Source organism: Burkholderia sp. BCC0097, assembly GCF_902832985.1.
Taxonomy (GTDB): Bacteria; Pseudomonadota; Gammaproteobacteria; order Burkholderiales; family Burkholderiaceae; genus Burkholderia; species Burkholderia orbicola.
In genome coordinates, this window is the sequence record NZ_CADFDM010000001.1 from 292,424 (window position 1) to 308,161 (window position 15,738).

The 15,738-nt window shown below is 67.1% G+C and carries 15 protein-coding genes; 7 read left to right on the forward strand and 8 right to left on the reverse strand.

Annotated elements, in window-relative coordinates; all coding sequences use genetic code 11:
- The first annotated feature begins 15 nt into the window (after positions 1 to 15).
- The 6 genes from HWX07_RS01250 to HWX07_RS01275 all read left to right on the forward strand — a co-directional run bounded on the left by HWX07_RS01250 (position 16) and on the right by HWX07_RS01275 (position 6,325).
- Positions 16 to 315: a sarcosine oxidase subunit delta gene (locus tag HWX07_RS01250; protein ID WP_124654753.1), complete on the forward strand. Its 300-nt coding sequence runs from the start codon at positions 16 to 18 to the stop codon at positions 313 to 315.
- Positions 312 to 3,323 carry a sarcosine oxidase subunit alpha family protein gene (locus HWX07_RS01255; protein ID WP_175874869.1) on the forward strand — a complete coding sequence of 1,004 codons (3,012 nt, stop codon included), beginning with the start codon at positions 312 to 314 and terminating at the stop codon, positions 3,321 to 3,323. Before HWX07_RS01250 ends, HWX07_RS01255 begins: the two co-directional genes overlap by 4 nt.
- Positions 3,313 to 3,945 (forward strand): sarcosine oxidase subunit gamma, encoded by a 633-nt coding sequence (locus HWX07_RS01260; RefSeq protein ID WP_175874871.1) that lies wholly within the window; start codon positions 3,313 to 3,315, stop codon positions 3,943 to 3,945. The genes HWX07_RS01255 and HWX07_RS01260 overlap by 11 nt, the downstream gene beginning before the upstream one ends.
- The gene (locus HWX07_RS01265) at positions 3,942 to 4,382 is read left to right on the forward strand and encodes a dihydroneopterin aldolase (RefSeq protein WP_012339474.1); all 441 of its coding nucleotides are present in this window, start codon (positions 3,942 to 3,944) and stop codon (positions 4,380 to 4,382) included. Before HWX07_RS01260 ends, HWX07_RS01265 begins: the two co-directional genes overlap by 4 nt.
- A 255-nt stretch (positions 4,383 to 4,637) precedes the next feature.
- Positions 4,638 to 4,973: a helix-turn-helix transcriptional regulator gene (locus HWX07_RS01270; protein ID WP_012339475.1), complete on the forward strand. Its 336-nt coding sequence runs from the start codon at positions 4,638 to 4,640 to the stop codon at positions 4,971 to 4,973.
- Positions 4,973 to 6,325, forward strand: a complete 1,353-nt coding sequence (locus HWX07_RS01275) for a HipA domain-containing protein (protein WP_175874872.1) — start codon at positions 4,973 to 4,975, stop codon at positions 6,323 to 6,325. The genes HWX07_RS01270 and HWX07_RS01275 overlap by 1 nt, the downstream gene beginning before the upstream one ends.
- Positions 6,326 to 6,409: 84 nt before the next feature.
- Here HWX07_RS01275 and HWX07_RS01280 read toward each other — a convergent pair whose 3' ends face one another.
- The 7 genes from HWX07_RS01280 to HWX07_RS01310 all read right to left on the reverse strand — a co-directional run bounded on the left by HWX07_RS01280 (position 6,410) and on the right by HWX07_RS01310 (position 11,914).
- A complete protein-coding gene (locus HWX07_RS01280) occupies positions 6,410 to 6,769 on the reverse strand; it encodes a lysozyme inhibitor LprI family protein (protein WP_244129904.1) in 360 nt (119 codons plus the stop codon).
- A gap of 60 nt (positions 6,770 to 6,829) precedes the next feature.
- Positions 6,830 to 7,516: a lytic transglycosylase domain-containing protein gene (locus tag HWX07_RS01285; RefSeq protein ID WP_175874876.1), complete on the reverse strand. Its 687-nt coding sequence runs from the start codon at positions 7,514 to 7,516 to the stop codon at positions 6,830 to 6,832.
- A gap of 157 nt (positions 7,517 to 7,673) precedes the next feature.
- On the reverse strand, positions 7,674 to 8,069 hold the full coding sequence (gene arr / locus HWX07_RS01290) for an NAD(+)--rifampin ADP-ribosyltransferase (protein WP_175874878.1): 396 nt from the start codon (positions 8,067 to 8,069) through the stop codon (positions 7,674 to 7,676).
- A 32-nt stretch (positions 8,070 to 8,101) separates the two neighbouring features.
- On the reverse strand, positions 8,102 to 8,869 hold the full coding sequence (locus tag HWX07_RS01295) for an ABC transporter permease (protein WP_175874879.1): 768 nt from the start codon (positions 8,867 to 8,869) through the stop codon (positions 8,102 to 8,104).
- The gene (locus HWX07_RS01300; RefSeq protein ID WP_175874881.1) at positions 8,866 to 9,819 is read right to left on the reverse strand and encodes an ABC transporter ATP-binding protein; all 954 of its coding nucleotides are present in this window, start codon (positions 9,817 to 9,819) and stop codon (positions 8,866 to 8,868) included. Before HWX07_RS01300 ends, HWX07_RS01295 begins: the two co-directional genes overlap by 4 nt.
- Positions 9,816 to 10,994, reverse strand: a complete 1,179-nt coding sequence (locus HWX07_RS01305; RefSeq protein WP_175874884.1) for an ABC transporter permease — start codon at positions 10,992 to 10,994, stop codon at positions 9,816 to 9,818. The genes HWX07_RS01300 and HWX07_RS01305 overlap by 4 nt, the downstream gene beginning before the upstream one ends.
- Positions 10,991 to 11,914 carry an ABC transporter substrate-binding protein gene (locus tag HWX07_RS01310; RefSeq protein ID WP_175808395.1) on the reverse strand — a complete coding sequence of 308 codons (924 nt, stop codon included), beginning with the start codon at positions 11,912 to 11,914 and terminating at the stop codon, positions 10,991 to 10,993. Before HWX07_RS01310 ends, HWX07_RS01305 begins: the two co-directional genes overlap by 4 nt.
- A 167-nt stretch (positions 11,915 to 12,081) precedes the next feature.
- Here HWX07_RS01310 and HWX07_RS01315 point away from each other — a divergent pair, with 167 nt between their 5' ends.
- On the forward strand, positions 12,082 to 13,011 hold the full coding sequence (locus HWX07_RS01315; protein ID WP_175874885.1) for a 2-hydroxyacid dehydrogenase: 930 nt from the start codon (positions 12,082 to 12,084) through the stop codon (positions 13,009 to 13,011).
- Between the two features lie 237 nt (positions 13,012 to 13,248).
- Here the strand turns inward: HWX07_RS01315 and HWX07_RS01325 are convergent, their stop codons facing one another.
- A complete protein-coding gene (locus tag HWX07_RS01325; protein WP_175874887.1) occupies positions 13,249 to 15,219 on the reverse strand; it encodes a Xaa-Pro dipeptidyl-peptidase in 1,971 nt (656 codons plus the stop codon).
- Positions 15,220 to 15,738: the final 519 nt, after the last annotated feature.

Here is a 15,738-nt window from a genome sequence, read left to right on the forward strand (position 1 = left end):
TGAGGAGAAAGAAACATGTTGCTGATCGAATGTCCGTGGTGCGGGCCGCGCGCCGAATCCGAGTTCACGTGCGGCGGTGAAGCCGACATCGTGCGCCCGGTGGCGAACGAGACGATGACCGACCGCGAATGGGGCGAATACGTGTTCATGCGCGAGAACAAGCGCGGGCTGCACAAGGAGCAATGGCTGCATACGCAGGGTTGCCGCCGCTGGTTCAAGGTTACGCGCGACACGGTGACCTACGATATCAAGGGCTACGAAAAGTTCGGTAGCGCCGCTGCCGGCAACGCACACGAAGAGGGCACGAGCAAATGAGCCAGAAAGACCGCCTCGGCACCGGTGGCCGCATCAATCGCGCGATTCCGTTGACGTTCACGTTCAACGGCCGCACGTATCAGGGCTTCCAGGGCGATACGCTCGCGTCCGCGCTGCTCGCGAACGGCGTGCACTTCGTCGCGCGCAGCTTCAAGTACCACCGTCCGCGCGGGATCGTGACGGCCGACGTCGCGGAACCGAACGCCGTCGTGCAGCTCGAAACCGGCCCGTACACGGTGCCGAACGCACGCGCGACCGAGATCGAGCTGTACCAGGGGCTCGTCGCGACGAGCGTGAATGCCGAGCCGACGCTCGAGAACGACAAGTACGCGATCAACCAGAAGTTCTCGCGCTTCATGCCGGCAGGGTTCTACTACAAGACCTTCATGTGGCCGCGCAACATGTGGCCGAAGTACGAAGAGAAGATCCGTGAAGCGGCCGGCCTCGGCAAGGCGCCCGAAGTGCTCGACGCCGATCGCTACGACAAGTGCTACGCGCACTGCGACGTGCTCGTGGTCGGCGGTGGCCCGTCGGGCCTCGCCGCCGCGCATGCGGCCGCCACGGCCGGCGCGCGCGTGATCCTCGTCGACGACCAGCGCGAACTCGGCGGCAGCCTGCTGTCGTGTCGCGCGGAGATCGACGCGAAGCCCGCGTTGCAATGGGTCGAGAAGATCGAAGCTGAACTGCGCAAGCTGCCCGACGTGACGATCCTGTCGCGCAGCACCGCGTTCGGCTACCAGGACCACAACCTCGTGACGGTCACGCAGCGCCTGACCGATCACCTGCCGGTGTCGATGCGCAAGGGCACGCGCGAGTTGCTGTGGAAGGTCCGCGCGAAGCGCGTGATCCTCGCGACCGGGGCGCACGAACGGCCGATCGTGTTCGGCAACAACGACCTGCCGGGCGTGATGCTGGCGGGCGCGGTGTCCACCTACGTGCATCGCTTCGGCGTGCTGCCGGGCCGCAACGTGGTCGTGTTCACGAACAACGACCGCGCGTACCAGACCGCGCTCGACCTGAAGGCGTGCGGCGCGAAAGTGACGGTCGTCGATTCCCGCGCATCGTCGAACGGCGCATTGCCGGCGGCGGCCAAGCGGCAAGGCGTGACGGTGATGAGCGGTGCGGTCGTCACGGCCGCTTCGGGCAAGTGGCGCGTATCGTCGGTCGACGTCGCGTCCTACTCGAACGGCCAGACCGGCGGCAAGCTGCAGACGCTGCCGTGCGACCTCGTCGCGATGTCGGGCGGCTTCAGCCCGGTGCTGCACCTGTTCGCACAGTCGGGCGGCAAGGCGTGCTGGAACGACGAGAAGGCGTGTTTCCTGCCGGGCAAGCCGGTGCAGGCGGAAGCGAGCATCGGTGCGGCGGCCGGCGAATTTGGTCTGGCCCGTGCGCTGCGCCTCGCGGTCGATGCGGGCGTGGAAGCGGCGAAGGCCGCGGGCTTCACGGCCGCGCAGCGCCCTGTCGCACCGCAAGTAGCCGAAGCCGTCGAGGGCGCGCTGCAACCGTTGTGGCTCGTCGGCAGCCGCGAGGCGGCCGCGCGCGGACCGAAGCAGTTCGTCGATTTCCAGAACGACGTCGCGGCGGCCGACATCCTGCTCGCCGCGCGCGAAGGCTTCGAGTCGGTCGAGCACGTGAAGCGCTACACGGCGATGGGCTTCGGCACCGATCAAGGCAAGCTCGGCAACATCAACGGGATGGCGATCCTCGCGGGCGCGCTCGGCAAGACGATTCCGGAAACGGGCACGACGACGTTCCGCCCGAACTACACGCCCGTGTCGTTCGGCACGTTCGCGGGCCGCGAGACCGGCGATTTCCTCGACCCGATCCGCAAGACGGCCGTGCACGAATGGCACGTCGAGCACGGCGCGATGTTCGAGGACGTCGGCAACTGGAAGCGGCCGTGGTACTTCCCGAAGAACGGCGAGGATCTGCATGCGGCCGTGAAGCGCGAATGCCTCGCGGTGCGCAACAGCGTCGGCATTCTCGACGCGTCGACGCTCGGCAAGATCGACATCCAGGGCCCGGACGCGGTGAAGCTGCTGAACTGGATGTACACGAACCCGTGGAACAAGCTCGAAATCGGCAAGTGCCGCTACGGGCTGATGCTCGACGAAAACGGGATGGTGTTCGACGACGGCGTGACCGTGCGCCTCGCCGACCAGCATTTCATGATGACAACGACCACCGGCGGCGCGGCGCGCGTGCTCACGTGGCTCGAACGCTGGCTGCAGACCGAATGGCCTGACATGAAGGTGCGGCTGGCATCCGTCACCGATCACTGGGCGACGTTCGCGGTGGTCGGCCCGAAGAGCCGCAAGGTCGTGCAGAAGGTGTGCCAGGACATCGACTTCGGCAATGAAGCGTTCCCGTTCATGAGCTACCGCAACGGCACCGTCGCCGGCGCGAAGGCGCGCGTGATGCGGATCAGCTTCTCGGGCGAGCTGGCCTACGAAGTGAACGTGCCGGCGAACGCGGGCCGCGCGGTGTGGGAAGCGCTGATGGCGGCCGGCGCCGAGTTCGACATCACGCCGTACGGCACGGAAACGATGCACGTGCTGCGCGCGGAGAAGGGCTACATCATCGTCGGCCAGGACACCGACGGCTCGATTACTCCGTTCGATCTCGGGATGGGCGGCGTCGTCGCGAAGTCGAAGGACTTCCTCGGCAAGCGTTCGCTGTCGCGTTCGGATACCGCGAAGGAAGGCCGCAAGCAGTTCGTCGGCCTGCTGACCGAAGACGAACAGTTCGTGCTGCCGGAAGGCGCGCAGATCATCGCGAAGGACACGCAGGTGTCGGCGGTCGATCCGACGCCGATGATCGGCCACGTGACGTCGAGCTACTACAGCCCGATCCTGAAGCGCTCGATCGCGCTGGCGGTGGTGAAGGGCGGCCTGAACAAGATGGGCGAGAGCGTCGTGATTCCGCTGGCCAACGGCCGCCGCATCACCGCGAAGATCTCGAGCCCGGTTTTCTACGATACCGAAGGGGTGCGTCAGCATGTGGAATGAAACGAGAAACCAGACGCAGGTGGCGGGTGCGGGCGGCGTGACGCTTGAATCGCCGTTCGTCGGCGCGGCCGACGTGCTGAAGGCGCACCAGGCGCGCGCGTCGAAGAAGTTCACGCTGCGCGAGCGGCCGTTCCTCGATCTCGTCAACGTGCGCGGCGAGTTGAGCGATCCGGCATTCGTCGCCGCGTTCGAGCGCGTGGTCGGCTGCTTGCCGCCCGCGGCGCCGAACACGGTGGCGCGCGGCGCCGAATACGACGTGCTGTGGCTCGGCCCCGACGAATGGCTCGTGCGATCGAACGGGCCAGTTCAGGCCGGCGTGCTCGAAGCGAAGCTGGCCGAGGTCGTGCAGGGCTTGTATGCGGCGGCTGTCGACGTCGGCAGCGGCTACACGGTGGTCGAGATCAGCGGCGAACGCGTGCGGGACGTGATCGCGCGCGGCTGCCCGCTCGATCTGCATCCGCGCGTGTTCAAGCCGGGCCAGTGCGCGCAGTCGCACTACTTCAAGTCGCCGATCACGCTGATCCCGACCGGCGACGACACGTTCGAGATCGTCCTGCGTCGCAGCTTCGCCGACTATTTCGTGCGCATCATGCTCGACGCCGCGGCGCCGCTCGTCTCATGAAGCCGTTCGACGAACCGTTCGTGGCGATCGACGCGCCGCGCCTGCGCGGGCGCGGCTGGAGCGTGTTCGTCGACGAACTGAAGGTGCCCGCGCGGATTGGCATTCATGCGCACGAGCATGAAGCGCCGCAGCCGGTCGTGATCGACGCGCGGCTCGGGTATCGCTGCGAGCCGAGCGAGCAGGGCGAGTGGATCGACTACGACGGCTATTGCGCACGCGTGGCGTCGTTTCTGGCGCACAAGCCGCATACGCGGTTGCTGGAGACGCTCGTTGCCGATCTCGCGGTGCTGTCGTTCCGCGAATGGCCGGCGCTGGAATCGCTGACGCTGTCGATGTACAAGCCGAAGATCCGGCCGGGGACGAAGCGCGTCGGCGTGTCGCTCGACTGGACGCGGGGGGATTACCTGCGGTGGACGGGGGCGGCGGGGCAGCTTTGATCAGAGGGGGCCGGATCAAGGCACGAGGGAGGTGATCCGGCGATTCCATGGGGCGGCGGCGCGAATGCGCCGCCGCACTCGTTTATAGTTCCTGAAATATGAGAATAATGAGTCGTCGACGGACTTTTGTGTTTTTGTTCCTGAAATATCGGAACAATTGGCGATCTGGCCGGCGAATCACTATAATTCCGATATTCTCGTAACTATGCTGTCGATCGCCCTTCGATGGCGCTTTGTTCCTGAAATCCCGGAATTATGGCCCGCACCTTACCGCAACCCGTCGCGATACCTGACCCGCTCGCACTGGATCTCGCCGCCTTGGGGGCGCTCGTGCGCAACCGGCGCGCGCAGAACCAGATGCGGATCGACGATGCAGCCGACATGCTCGGCGTCTCCAAGGACGTACTGTCACGCCTCGAAAACGGGCGTGCGGTGAGTCTCGACAAGTTGTTCAAGGTGCTGGACGGCTTTGGCCTGAATTTGCTCGTCGTGCCGAAACGCGACGTTCAGGTGGCGCGCAAGGCAGTGCGCGATCACGCGACGATACGTGCCGTTTCGCCTGGCACGTCCCGTTCGTCCGAGGGCGCGTGATGATCCATCGCCTGCGGATTTCGGCTGACGGCTTGCCGGTCGGACAACTGACCTATGATGCCCGCCGCGACGACTACGGTTTTTCCTACGATCCGGCGTGGCTCGCGCGGGCAGACGCGTTTGCGTTGTCGCCGTGCATTCCGCTCGATGGCGGCAAGCCGCCAGCGGGCGCGATCCAGCGCTTCGTGGGCAATCTGCTTCCCGAGGGCCGCGCACTCGACGTGGCCGCATCGATGTATCAGATATCGAAGGACAACGTATTCGGTCTGATCCGGATGCTTGGCAAGGAGCCCGTTGGTGCGTTGAGCTTCATTCCGGACGACGACGAGGCCGGGCGGGCATCCGAACCTCTCGAACCCGTGCGCCGACCGATCTCCGCTGAGGAACTGGCCGACCGTATTCGCAAGCGCGATGCGATCCCGTTTCCCGTCTGGGACGATCGGGTGCGCCTATCGATCGCCGGCCATCAGGACAAGCTGCAAGTGCTCGTCGAAGGCGAGCAGTTGGCCCTTGTGGACGGGGCACTGAGCAGCTCGCATATTCTGAAGCCCGAGTCGCGCAGCCCGAACGCGCCATTCATGGTCGCCAACGAGCATTTCTGCATGACGTTGGCAGCCCGCATGGGTTTGCCGGTCGCGCATGTCGAGATTCGACGCATCCCCGAGCCCATTCTGCTGATCGAGCGATTCGACCGGCTCGTGACGGTCGACCCGGACGACCCGCAGCGCGCGAGCGCTGTGCGACGGCTTCATGTCATCGATGGATGCCAAGCCCTCGACTTGCCGGCGACGCTCAAATACGAACGCAATCTCGGCAACAACGCGGACGTGCGCAATATTCGCGAAGGCGTGAGCTTCGAGAAGCTGTTTTCGCTGACATCGTCTTTGGAGACACCGGCCGTCGCGCGCACAGTCATGCTGCGCTGGGCGTTGCTGCAACTGCTGATCGGCAACAGCGACGCGCATGGCAAGAACATTTCGTTTTTTGTCAGCAGCACCGGGCTCGAGCCGGCGCCGTTTTACGATCTGGTATGCGTGAACGTGTACGGCGACGCTTATGTGCAGGACATGGCGATGGCGTACGGAGATGTATTCCGGACCGAGGAACTGACCGCTTTCGCGCTCGCGGACTTCGCGCATCGCGTGCAGATCCGGCCGGCGCTCGTTGCGCGTGAAATGACGCGGATGGCGACGCTGGCTGCGGAACTGGCTCCCGGGTTGGCGGAGTCGGGCGTCTATATGGGCGACGAGCGTGCGTGGGTGCATCGTATCGCCGAGTACGTGCGAGTGCAGGCGGAACGCATCACGCGTATTGCGCCCATGGTGCCCAAGGTCGACGTTACGCTGCTCTGAGCGTGTGCTTCACCGACCATCGGCACGCCACGTCTGCGCCCGCGTTGCGTGCAGGAATGACGGGTGATACGGGATGGGCGGCATTCAGTTCGGCTGCGTCAACTGGGCTTCCCACTTCTTCAGGATGCGCACGCGTGCCTGACTGAAATCCACCCAACAGTTCAGCCAGGCGTCACTCGGAATCGTCTGCTGCGGATTGGTGGTCTTCACGTAGTCACACGTATCGCCGGCAAACGCGGCCCAACTTGTCTGCGATTTCGCGAGCTGGGCGGCAGCGTCGGGGTTGCGTTGGCGCAGCTTGCGAGCGAGCGACCGGTATGCGTTGTCGACTTGCTGCTGCTGCTGATCGAGCACGCAGCGTCGCACGGCTTCCATCGTCGGCCCTGCCTGTTCGCAGTCGACGACAGCGAAAGCCGATACAGGGCCGGCCGACAGCGCGGCCATGGCGAGCAGCCGGGCCGCACAGCGTCGGGCCGGAGCCGCGCGAACGCGGGTGCCCATTGCTTACTTCGCGTTGCGGTTCGCGGTGGGCGCCGGTGACGGATCGCTGACCGGCACCATGTGCGCCTTCGCGTTGTTCGCGTCGTTCGCGGTATTCGCGCTTTTCGCATCGTCCTCGGGTTCGAGCACGAACCTGAACGAATCGACCCGCTGCATCACTTTCGCCGCATACGCACTCGATCCGCCGCTGTAGCTCTTCAGCCCGGCCTGCACGTTGCCGCCGGCCGCCTTCACGTAGCCCGACAGAATGCGCGAGCCGACCTCGACGTTCGCATTCGGCTCCGTCAGATCCTTCACGTTGCGCAGCATGCCGCGGTGCGCGGACGGCACGACCTGCATCAACCCGGTCGCGCCATGTTGGCCGCGCGCCTTTTCCTGGAAGCGCGATTCGATCGAAATAATCGCGTAAACGAGTGCCGGCGGCAGCGAATATTTCGTCGCAGTGACGCTCACGATATCGGCGAGCTTCGCGGCGCGCTCCTTCGCGACGCCGAATTTCTTCGTCAGGTAGGACGTGATGCGGCGGTTTGCTTCGTTGGGCTGATCGTTGGCGAGCGGTGCGGATGCGTCGCCTGACGCGGATGCGGCTGCTTCGGGCGCAGAGGCAGGCAATGCAGGCGCCTGCTGCGCCGCGGCGTGCTGCGCAATGCCGAGCGAAAGCACGATCAGCCAGAAGAACCGTCGTCGCATGGTCGAGTGCGGGGAAATGGGAGGCGCATAGTATATCGACCAATCGCCGTGGGTGGTCGAGCACGGGCTTGAATGAAAGCGATGTGTAGGCTTGTCACATTCGCGATGGTCGACGCGCCGATCGTTGCGCGGACACGCATCGGAGTCCGGATGAACGCTAGTTGATGATCTCGCCGATACCGGTTTCGATGCGGATTCTGAGTTGCTGGATGAAATCCGGATCGTAGGGTTCCCAGCTATCGAGTTCGCCAACGATCTTCAGCGGCGATGTGCTTCGATACGACCGCGTCGGATTGCCGGGGAATTTCTTGTCCGTGACGTTCGGGTCGTTTTCGAATTCGCCGGTGGGCTCGACGATGTAGACCCGTGGCCGGCCATCGCCTTTGGCCATTTCCGCAGCCAGGCCGGCGCCTTTGGGCAGGGCCGTGAAATAAATGTGATTCATCACGACGTCATGCCGATAATTCGATCGGAAGCCTGCCGTCAGCAAGTCGCCGATCCGCAAATCCGCTTTCGTGCCATGAAAAAACGGGCCGGTGTCGAGCACAGCCATGGTTGCTCCTTCGAAAAATTCCGTAACGGCTTCTACGCGCGCCGCGCGCTCGCCGCCCGCGCGATCGCGCCGATCGCATCGCTGACGAGCACCGCGAGCAAGCCGACGATCACGCCGCCTTGCAGCACGAACGCGGTGTTCGATGTCTGCAGGCCCGCGATGATCACGTCGCCGAGCCCGCGCGCGGCGACCGTCGAGCCGATCGTCGCGGTGCCGAGATTGATCACGACGGCGAGGCGGATACCGTTGACGATCACCGGGAACGCGAGCGGCAGCTCGACGGACACCAGTTGCTGCCAGCCGCTCATGCCCATTCCGCGCGCGGCGTCGACGACGTCGTGCGGCACGTCCTCGAGCCCCGCGATCGTGCTTTCGAAAACCGGCAGGAGCCCGTACAGCACGAGCGCGATCAGCACCGGCTTCAAGCCGAAGCCGACGGCCGGCACGGCCAGCGCGAGCACGGCGACCGGCGGGAAGGTCTGGCCGATATCGACGACGCTGCGCGCGACCGGCAGGAAATCCGCGCCGAACGGCCGCGTAACCGCGATGCCGGCCGCGACCGCGACGATCGTGCCGATCAGGCTCGACAGCGCGACCGTGCCGAGATGCGCGAGCGTGAGATCGAGCAGGCTCGCGCGATCGTAGATCACCGGCGCGCCGTTGTCCGCGAACGGCGCGAACAGACCCTGCAGCCAGGCGGGGCGCAACAGCAGCACGAGCAGCAGCGCGAGCGCGGCCGCACGGGCGACGTACGCGGGAAGTGACGACTGCTTGAACTGCACGCTGCCGCGGGTCGTCATGCGGGCTTCCTCGCATGTGCGCGGATCGCGTCGAGCGTGATGCGGCGGGGGCCGTGTGCGTTGGGGGTGCCGTTGGCCGTATCGTCCACGGGCAGCGCATCGACACCGCGCCACAACAATTCGGATACCGCATCGCGCAGCGTGCGCGTCGCGGCGATCGGTTCGCCATCGACATGGCCGGCTTCGGCCACGGTGTCGATCGGCGTCAGCGCGAGCAGGCGCAGCGGCCGGTCGACGCCCGCGACGAGCTGTTCGACCACACCCGGTGCCGGCCCGCCGAGAATCTCGGCCGGCGACGCGACCTGCAGCAGCCGTCCGCCGTCCATCACCGCGATCGTGTCGCCGAGCTTCAGCGCTTCCTCGATATCGTGCGTGACGATCACGACCGTGATGCCGAGGCGGCGCTGCAGCGCGAACAGGTCGTCCTGCGCCTTGTTGCGGATGATCGGATCGAGCGCGCCGAACGGTTCGTCCATCAGCAGGATCGCGGGCTCGGCCGCGAGTGCGCGTGCCACGCCGACACGCTGCTGCTGGCCACCCGACAGTTCGTGCGGCAGCTTGCCCGCGAACTCGGCCGGCGCGAGATGGAACAGGTCGAGCAGTTCGTTCACGCGCGCGTCGATGCGCTCGGCCGGCCAGCCGAGCAGGCGTGGCACGGTCGCGATGTTGCGCGCGACGCTCCAGTGCGGAAACAGTCCGTGCCCCTGGATCGCATAGCCGATGCCGCGCCGCAACTGCTCGGGTGCGACGGTCGCCGTATCGACGCCGTCGATGCGGATCGTGCCGCTGGTCGGTGCGATCAGCCGGTTGATCATGCGCAGGAGCGTCGACTTGCCGCTGCCCGATGCGCCGACGAGCGCGGTGATCGTGCCGCGCTGCACCGTCAGCGATACGTCGTCGACGGCGAGCGCGTCGCCGAAGCGTTTGCCGACTCCTTCGATCTCGATCATCCTGCACGCCCTTTCGCGAGCGACGTCGCGGCTTCGAACACGACGGCGGCCGCCAGTGCGAGCGCGATCGTCGGGATCGCGCCGAGCAGCACGAGATCGGCGGCCGATTGCCCGATCCCCTGGAAGATGAAGGTGCCGAATCCGCCGCCGCCGATCAGCGCGGCCACCGCGGTCAGGCCGATGTTCTGCACGAGCACGATGCGCACGCCGCTCAGGATCACCGGCAGCGCGAGCACGAGATCGACGCGCAGCAGCCGCTGCATGCGCGTCATGCCCATTGCGCGGGCCGCTTCGGTCACGTGCGGCGGCACCTGTTCGAGCCCGACCACGACGCTCGATGCGATCGGCAGCAGCGAATACAGGAACAGCGCGAGCACGGCCGGCGCAACGCCGATCCCGCGAATGCCGAGCGCGGCCGCGAGCGGCACGTGCGCGGCGAGCAGGCCGAGCGGCGCCATCATCAGCCCGTACATCGCGATGCTGGGGATCGTCTGCACGATATTGAGCACGGGCATCGCGACGGTGCGCACCGTCGCGATGCGCGCGCAGGCGATGCCGAGCGGCACGCCCGCGACGAGCGCGGCGGCGACCGAGCCGCCCGCGAGCGACACGTGACGGATCGCCTCGCGCCAGAAATCGTCGCTGCGCACCGCGTATTCGCGCATCACGGAGAGGCCGTCCCACCAGCCGCTCGCGAGCGGCACGGAAACTGCTGCTATTGCGACGGCGAGCGCGGCGAAGCGCCGCCACGGGCCGAACGCGAGGCGCGCGAGCGCGTCGGCGATGAGCACGGCCCATGCGAACAGCAGCAGCCAGACGCCGGCATCGGGCGACACGCGGGCCAGCATGTCGTCGGGCGCGACGACATGCGTCGCAGCCGCGCCGACCGCATACGCGAGCGTCGCGAGCCCCGCGCAGCCGGCCGCGAGCCGCCACGCGGGGCGACTCGCCGTCATCGCCCATAGCGCGCCGACGGTCCATAGCGCGGTGAGCGCGGCGCCCTGCATCGGCGGCAGCGCGGCGAATACCGACAGCCCGGTGCCGGCCGCGATCCGGTTCGGCCGCAGCACCGCGAACGACAGGCCGAACACGGCGACGATCGTCAGGATGCCGATCAGGATGCCGACCTTGTCGAGCGTGACGCGCCGCGCGGACGCGGCCGCGCGCTCCGTCATTTCACGAAACCCTTCGCTTTCAGGTAGCTTTTCGCGACGCCGGCCGCCGGCTCGCCGTTGAGCTGGATGCGGGCGTTCAGCGATTGCAGCGTCTTCAGGTCGAGGCTCGCGAACACGGGCTTGAGCAAGTCGGCGATCTGCGGATGCGCTTTCAGCGCGGCTTCGCGAATCACCGGCGCCGGCGCGTAGACGGGCTGCACGTGCTTGTCGTCGTCGAGCACCGCGAGGCCGCTCGATGCGATGCCGCCGTCGGTGCCGTAGACCATCGCGGCGTTCACGCCGTCGGTCTGGTTCGCGGCGGCCTTGATCGTCGCGGCCGTGTCGCCGCCGGACAGCACGACGAGCTGCTCGGGCTTCAGCTTGAAGCCGTACGCTTTCTCGAACGACGGCAGCGCGGACGCGCTGTTCACGAATTCGGCCGAGGCCGCGAGCTTTACCTTGCCGCCGCCGGCCACCCACTTGCCGAAATCGGAGAAGGTCTTCAGGTGCTGCGACTGCGCGACGGGCGCGAGCAGCGCGACGCCCCACGTGTTGTTCGCGGGCGCCGGGGCGAGCCACACGAGATGGTTCGCCGCGTAGTCGAGTTGCTTCGCGGTGTCGTAGCCCTGGCTCGCGTTCTTCCACACCGGGTCGTCGGCCTTGTTGAAGAAGAATGCAGCGTTGCCCGTGTATTCCGGGTAGACGTCGATCTCGCCGCTCGTGAGCGCCTTGCGCACGATCGGCGTCGTGCCGAGCGCGATCTTTTCGGTGACGGGAATGCCGTGGGCCTTCAGCACCTGTGAAATGAGGTTGCCGAGCAGGTTGCCTTCGGTGTCGATCTTCGATGACACCACGACGGGCGTGTCGGCGTGCGCGCCGGGCGCGACGATCGCGGCGGCGAACGCGAGGCCCAGGATCCGGGCGGGCAGGGCGAGCTTCATCGGGGCCAATCTCCAGGACGGGGGCGTACGCCGAAAGTTACTTGACTGAGCGGGCTTTGGCAAACCGCGTGCGGCGGCGTGTCCACAGTTGGCGTGGGGATAACCCGCATCCGTCATGCGGGCTTGTTACACTGAAATTCGTTCCCTGCCTGCGGACATTTGCTGACATGAAGCCCGAGCTGCTGGTCCTCATCGCACTGCGCGGCGACGCGCATCGCGAGATCGCCGCGTCGTTCGACGTGCGTTATGCCCCGACGCCCGATGCGCGCGAACGCGCGATCGCCGAACACGGCGGCACGATTCGCGCGGTGCTGACCAACGGCAGCACCGGGCTGACCGCCGCCGAGATCGACCGGCTGCCGCAGCTCACGTTCGTCAGCGCGCTCGGCGCGGGCTACGAGCACATCGACGTCGCGCACGCGAAGGCACGCGGCATCACCGTGGTCACGGGCGCCGGCACCAACGACGATTGCGTCGCCGATCATGCGTTCGCGCTGCTGCTCGCGGCGGTACGCAACGTCGTGCAGCTCGATGCGAAGACCCGCGCGGGCGTGTGGCGCGACGGGCTGGCGATGCCGCCGAACGTGTCGGGCAAGAAGCTCGGCATCGTCGGGCTCGGCAAGATCGGCGAGAAGTGCGCGCGCCGCGCGGCCGGCTTCGACATCGAGATCGGTTATCACAACCGCTCGCAGAAGCCGGTGCCGTACCGCTATTTCGACCGGGTCGACGCGCTCGCGCAGTGGGCCGATTTCCTGATCGTCGCGACGCCGGGCGGCGCGGGCACGCGGCATCTGATCGATCGCACCGTGCTCGACGCACTGGGCCCGGGCGGCTTTCTCGTCAACGTGTCGCGCGGCAGTGTTGTCGATACCGCTGCTTTGGCAGACGCGCTGCGCGAAGGGCGCATCGCGGGCGCGGGGCTCGACGTGTACGAAGGCGAGCCGGAGCCGCCGCGTGCGCTGACCGATCTCGACAGCATCGTGCTGACGCCGCACATGGGCGGCTGGTCGCCCGAGGCGCTCGATCGTTCGGTGCGGCAGTTTCTCGACAACGCGGCGCGGTATTTCGCGGGGCAGCCGGTGTTGACGCCGGTGTGAGTGCCGGACGGCAGGCGTCGAATCAGTCCGCCTGCTTGCAGAATGCCCGGTAGACATCCGGCAGGTTCGCCGGTTTGTCGGCATCGAGATCGATCCAGCCGAACCGGACGTGCTCGTCGCTCAGCACGATTTCCCGACGATCGGCCTGACTCTTCCTTCATCCAGCGATCCCCCGCCCGCATCGACGGGCATGCAGGCGGGGGCGGCGCCGCCGTTATGCCGGCAGCCGGCGCAGGATCACGCGCCCGCCGACGGCGACACCAGCGGCACCGTCACCGACGTGCCGGCCGGATCGAGCGTCAGGCCCGTGCCCGGCGTCGGCCGCAGCGTCGCTTCGTAGTCGCTGGAGAGGACGACGAGCCCCAGCCGGTGGCCGGCTTCCAGCTTGTAGTCGCGCGGCATGAAGGTCAGCTTCAGGTCGTACGGCATGCCGGGCAGCACCGGTTGCGACACCCACTCGGACAGCCGGTTGCGCGGGTCGGTCCACGCACGCGTGACGATCGTCGCCGTGCCGTCCGGCGCGCGGTCGACCAGCAAGGCCGTCACGTTCGCGACGCCCGTGAAGGTCAGCCTGACGCGTGCGGTCGCGGCGCCGGACAGGCGTGCCGCGGCCGTCAGCGGGGCCGTCTCGAAGCGGCTGCGGTTTTCGCCGGTCGCCGTGTTTGCCAGCGTGAGCGCGGGAATGCGCGCATCGTCGGTGAAGCGCGCGAGCGGGCCGCCGCTCGGCAGCCGCAGCAGCGTGCCGGTGCTCGCGCCGTCGCCGCCCGCGAAGTACGTGACCGGCGTCGCATGACGCGCGGCCCAGTCGGCTTCCTTGAGCAGCGTGCCGTCCGCCTGCGCGACCACCGCGCGCGGATCCTGCTCGACGCCGTTGTCGAAGCCGATCAGGTAGCGCGTGAACCAGCGGTTCACCTCCGCGGTCCACGCGTCGGCCATTCCCGGCACGCGGGTCGGATCGGTGTGCTTCAGGCGATGCAGCCACAGCTGGGTCGGCACGCCCTGGCGTCGCATCGCCAGATACCACGACGTCGACTGGTCGACGCGCACGTTGTCGTCGGTGAGGCCCTGCGCGACGAGCGCCGGCGCGACCGCGAACGCGGTCGGAATGTCGCGCGCGGCCCAGAACGGCGAATAGTCGCCGGTCTTGCGGTCTTCCTGTTGCAGCGCTTCGTCGATCAGGTGCGTGCAGCGCTCCGGATGCGCGTTGGTCAGCAGCGCCTTGATGTACACGTCGACATCCTCGCCCTGATAGCCTTCCGGCGCACGCACGAGGCCGCCCGAGCGGTAGTAGCCGTACATGTTCGACAGCCCGGCGATCGGCACGATCGCGTCGAGCCCGCGCGTGCGCAGGCTCGCGACCATCTTCGGCAGCGTGCCGTCGTACGACACCCCGTACATGCCGACGTGGCCGGTCGACCAGTTCGCGACGACCGTCTTGCCGTTCGCGTCCTTCGCGGTCGCGTCGCGGCCGAGCCAGCGGATCACCGACGCCATCGCCACCGATTCGTCGCGCGTCAGGATCGTCGGGCAGCCGTCCGAGCCGGCGGTGCCGAGCGAATCCGCGTAGACGATCGTGAAGCCGCGCGGCACGAAGTAGCTTTCGATCCACGAGCGGCCGGCGGCGGCGGCCTCGACCTGCTGCAGCATCCGCGATTGCGGCGCGGCGGCCAGGATGCGGGTGGACGCCGATGCCGCGGTACCGGCGGTCGCGGCCGGATGCGGCGTGCCGTCGAGTTCGACGTCGACGTCGTGGTCGGGGCTGTCGGCGAGCCCCGCGTAATACGGGCTCGCGAGCACGATGACGGGGGTGCGCGCGCCGTTCGCCGTTTCGGACGGCCGCACGATGCGTACGTGAATGCGGTCGCGCGTGCCGTCGCCGTCGGAATCGACCGGCGTGTCGACCCACGCGTTTTCCTCGATCGTGCCGCCCGACAGCGATGGCTGCACCTGGCCGTTGCTGATCACCGGCTTGTAGCGTCCGCCGCTCGCCGGGTTCGCGTACGGCACGCCGGACGGCGAAAAGCGCGACGCGAGCGATTGCGCACTGGCTGTGTCGGCCGCGGCGGCGGCCCCCTCCTGTTGGCCCTGCGCGAGGGCTGACACGCCCGCCACGCTGCCGCCGTCGTCGCCGCCGCACGCGGCGAGCGTCGCGGCCGCCACGAGCGCGGGCAGCCATGCGCGCCGCACTCCGGTTCGATGAATGTTCATTGAATCGACCTCGTCTCTTGTGTTTGTCTGGAACCGGCCGGCTCGCGATACGCCCCCTGCGGCCTGGCCGGGTGCTGCGCCGGATGAAGCGGAACTGCACCATCAAAAACGGCGGGCGAGATGGATGAGCGTCTCGCCCGGTGCCGGCGCGCGTCAGGCGGCGCGCATCCGGCCGGCGTCGAGGCGAGCGCGTCGCCCCGAACGGAAATCGTCAATGCGGCGGTTCACTGCGAATGCAGGACTGCGAATCAAATGCGGGCATGCCCGGGCTTCCTTCAGGTTTCGGATGAAACGGAACGGCGCGATGCGATGAGGCGGGAGTGTTGCGAACGGCGGTGCTGCAACGGCAGGAAAGCGCGACGCGAGTCGGCACGCTGGCCGGATTGCTTTCCGGAAGCTTGCGCAAAAGTTATCTCAGTGAAATGTCCGTGTCAAACTTTTTTAGCCTGAGTCAAACAAAGTTTTGGTATGTATGCGGCATGCGCGCTCAACTTCCCGGCAATCCGTCCGTAAACAATG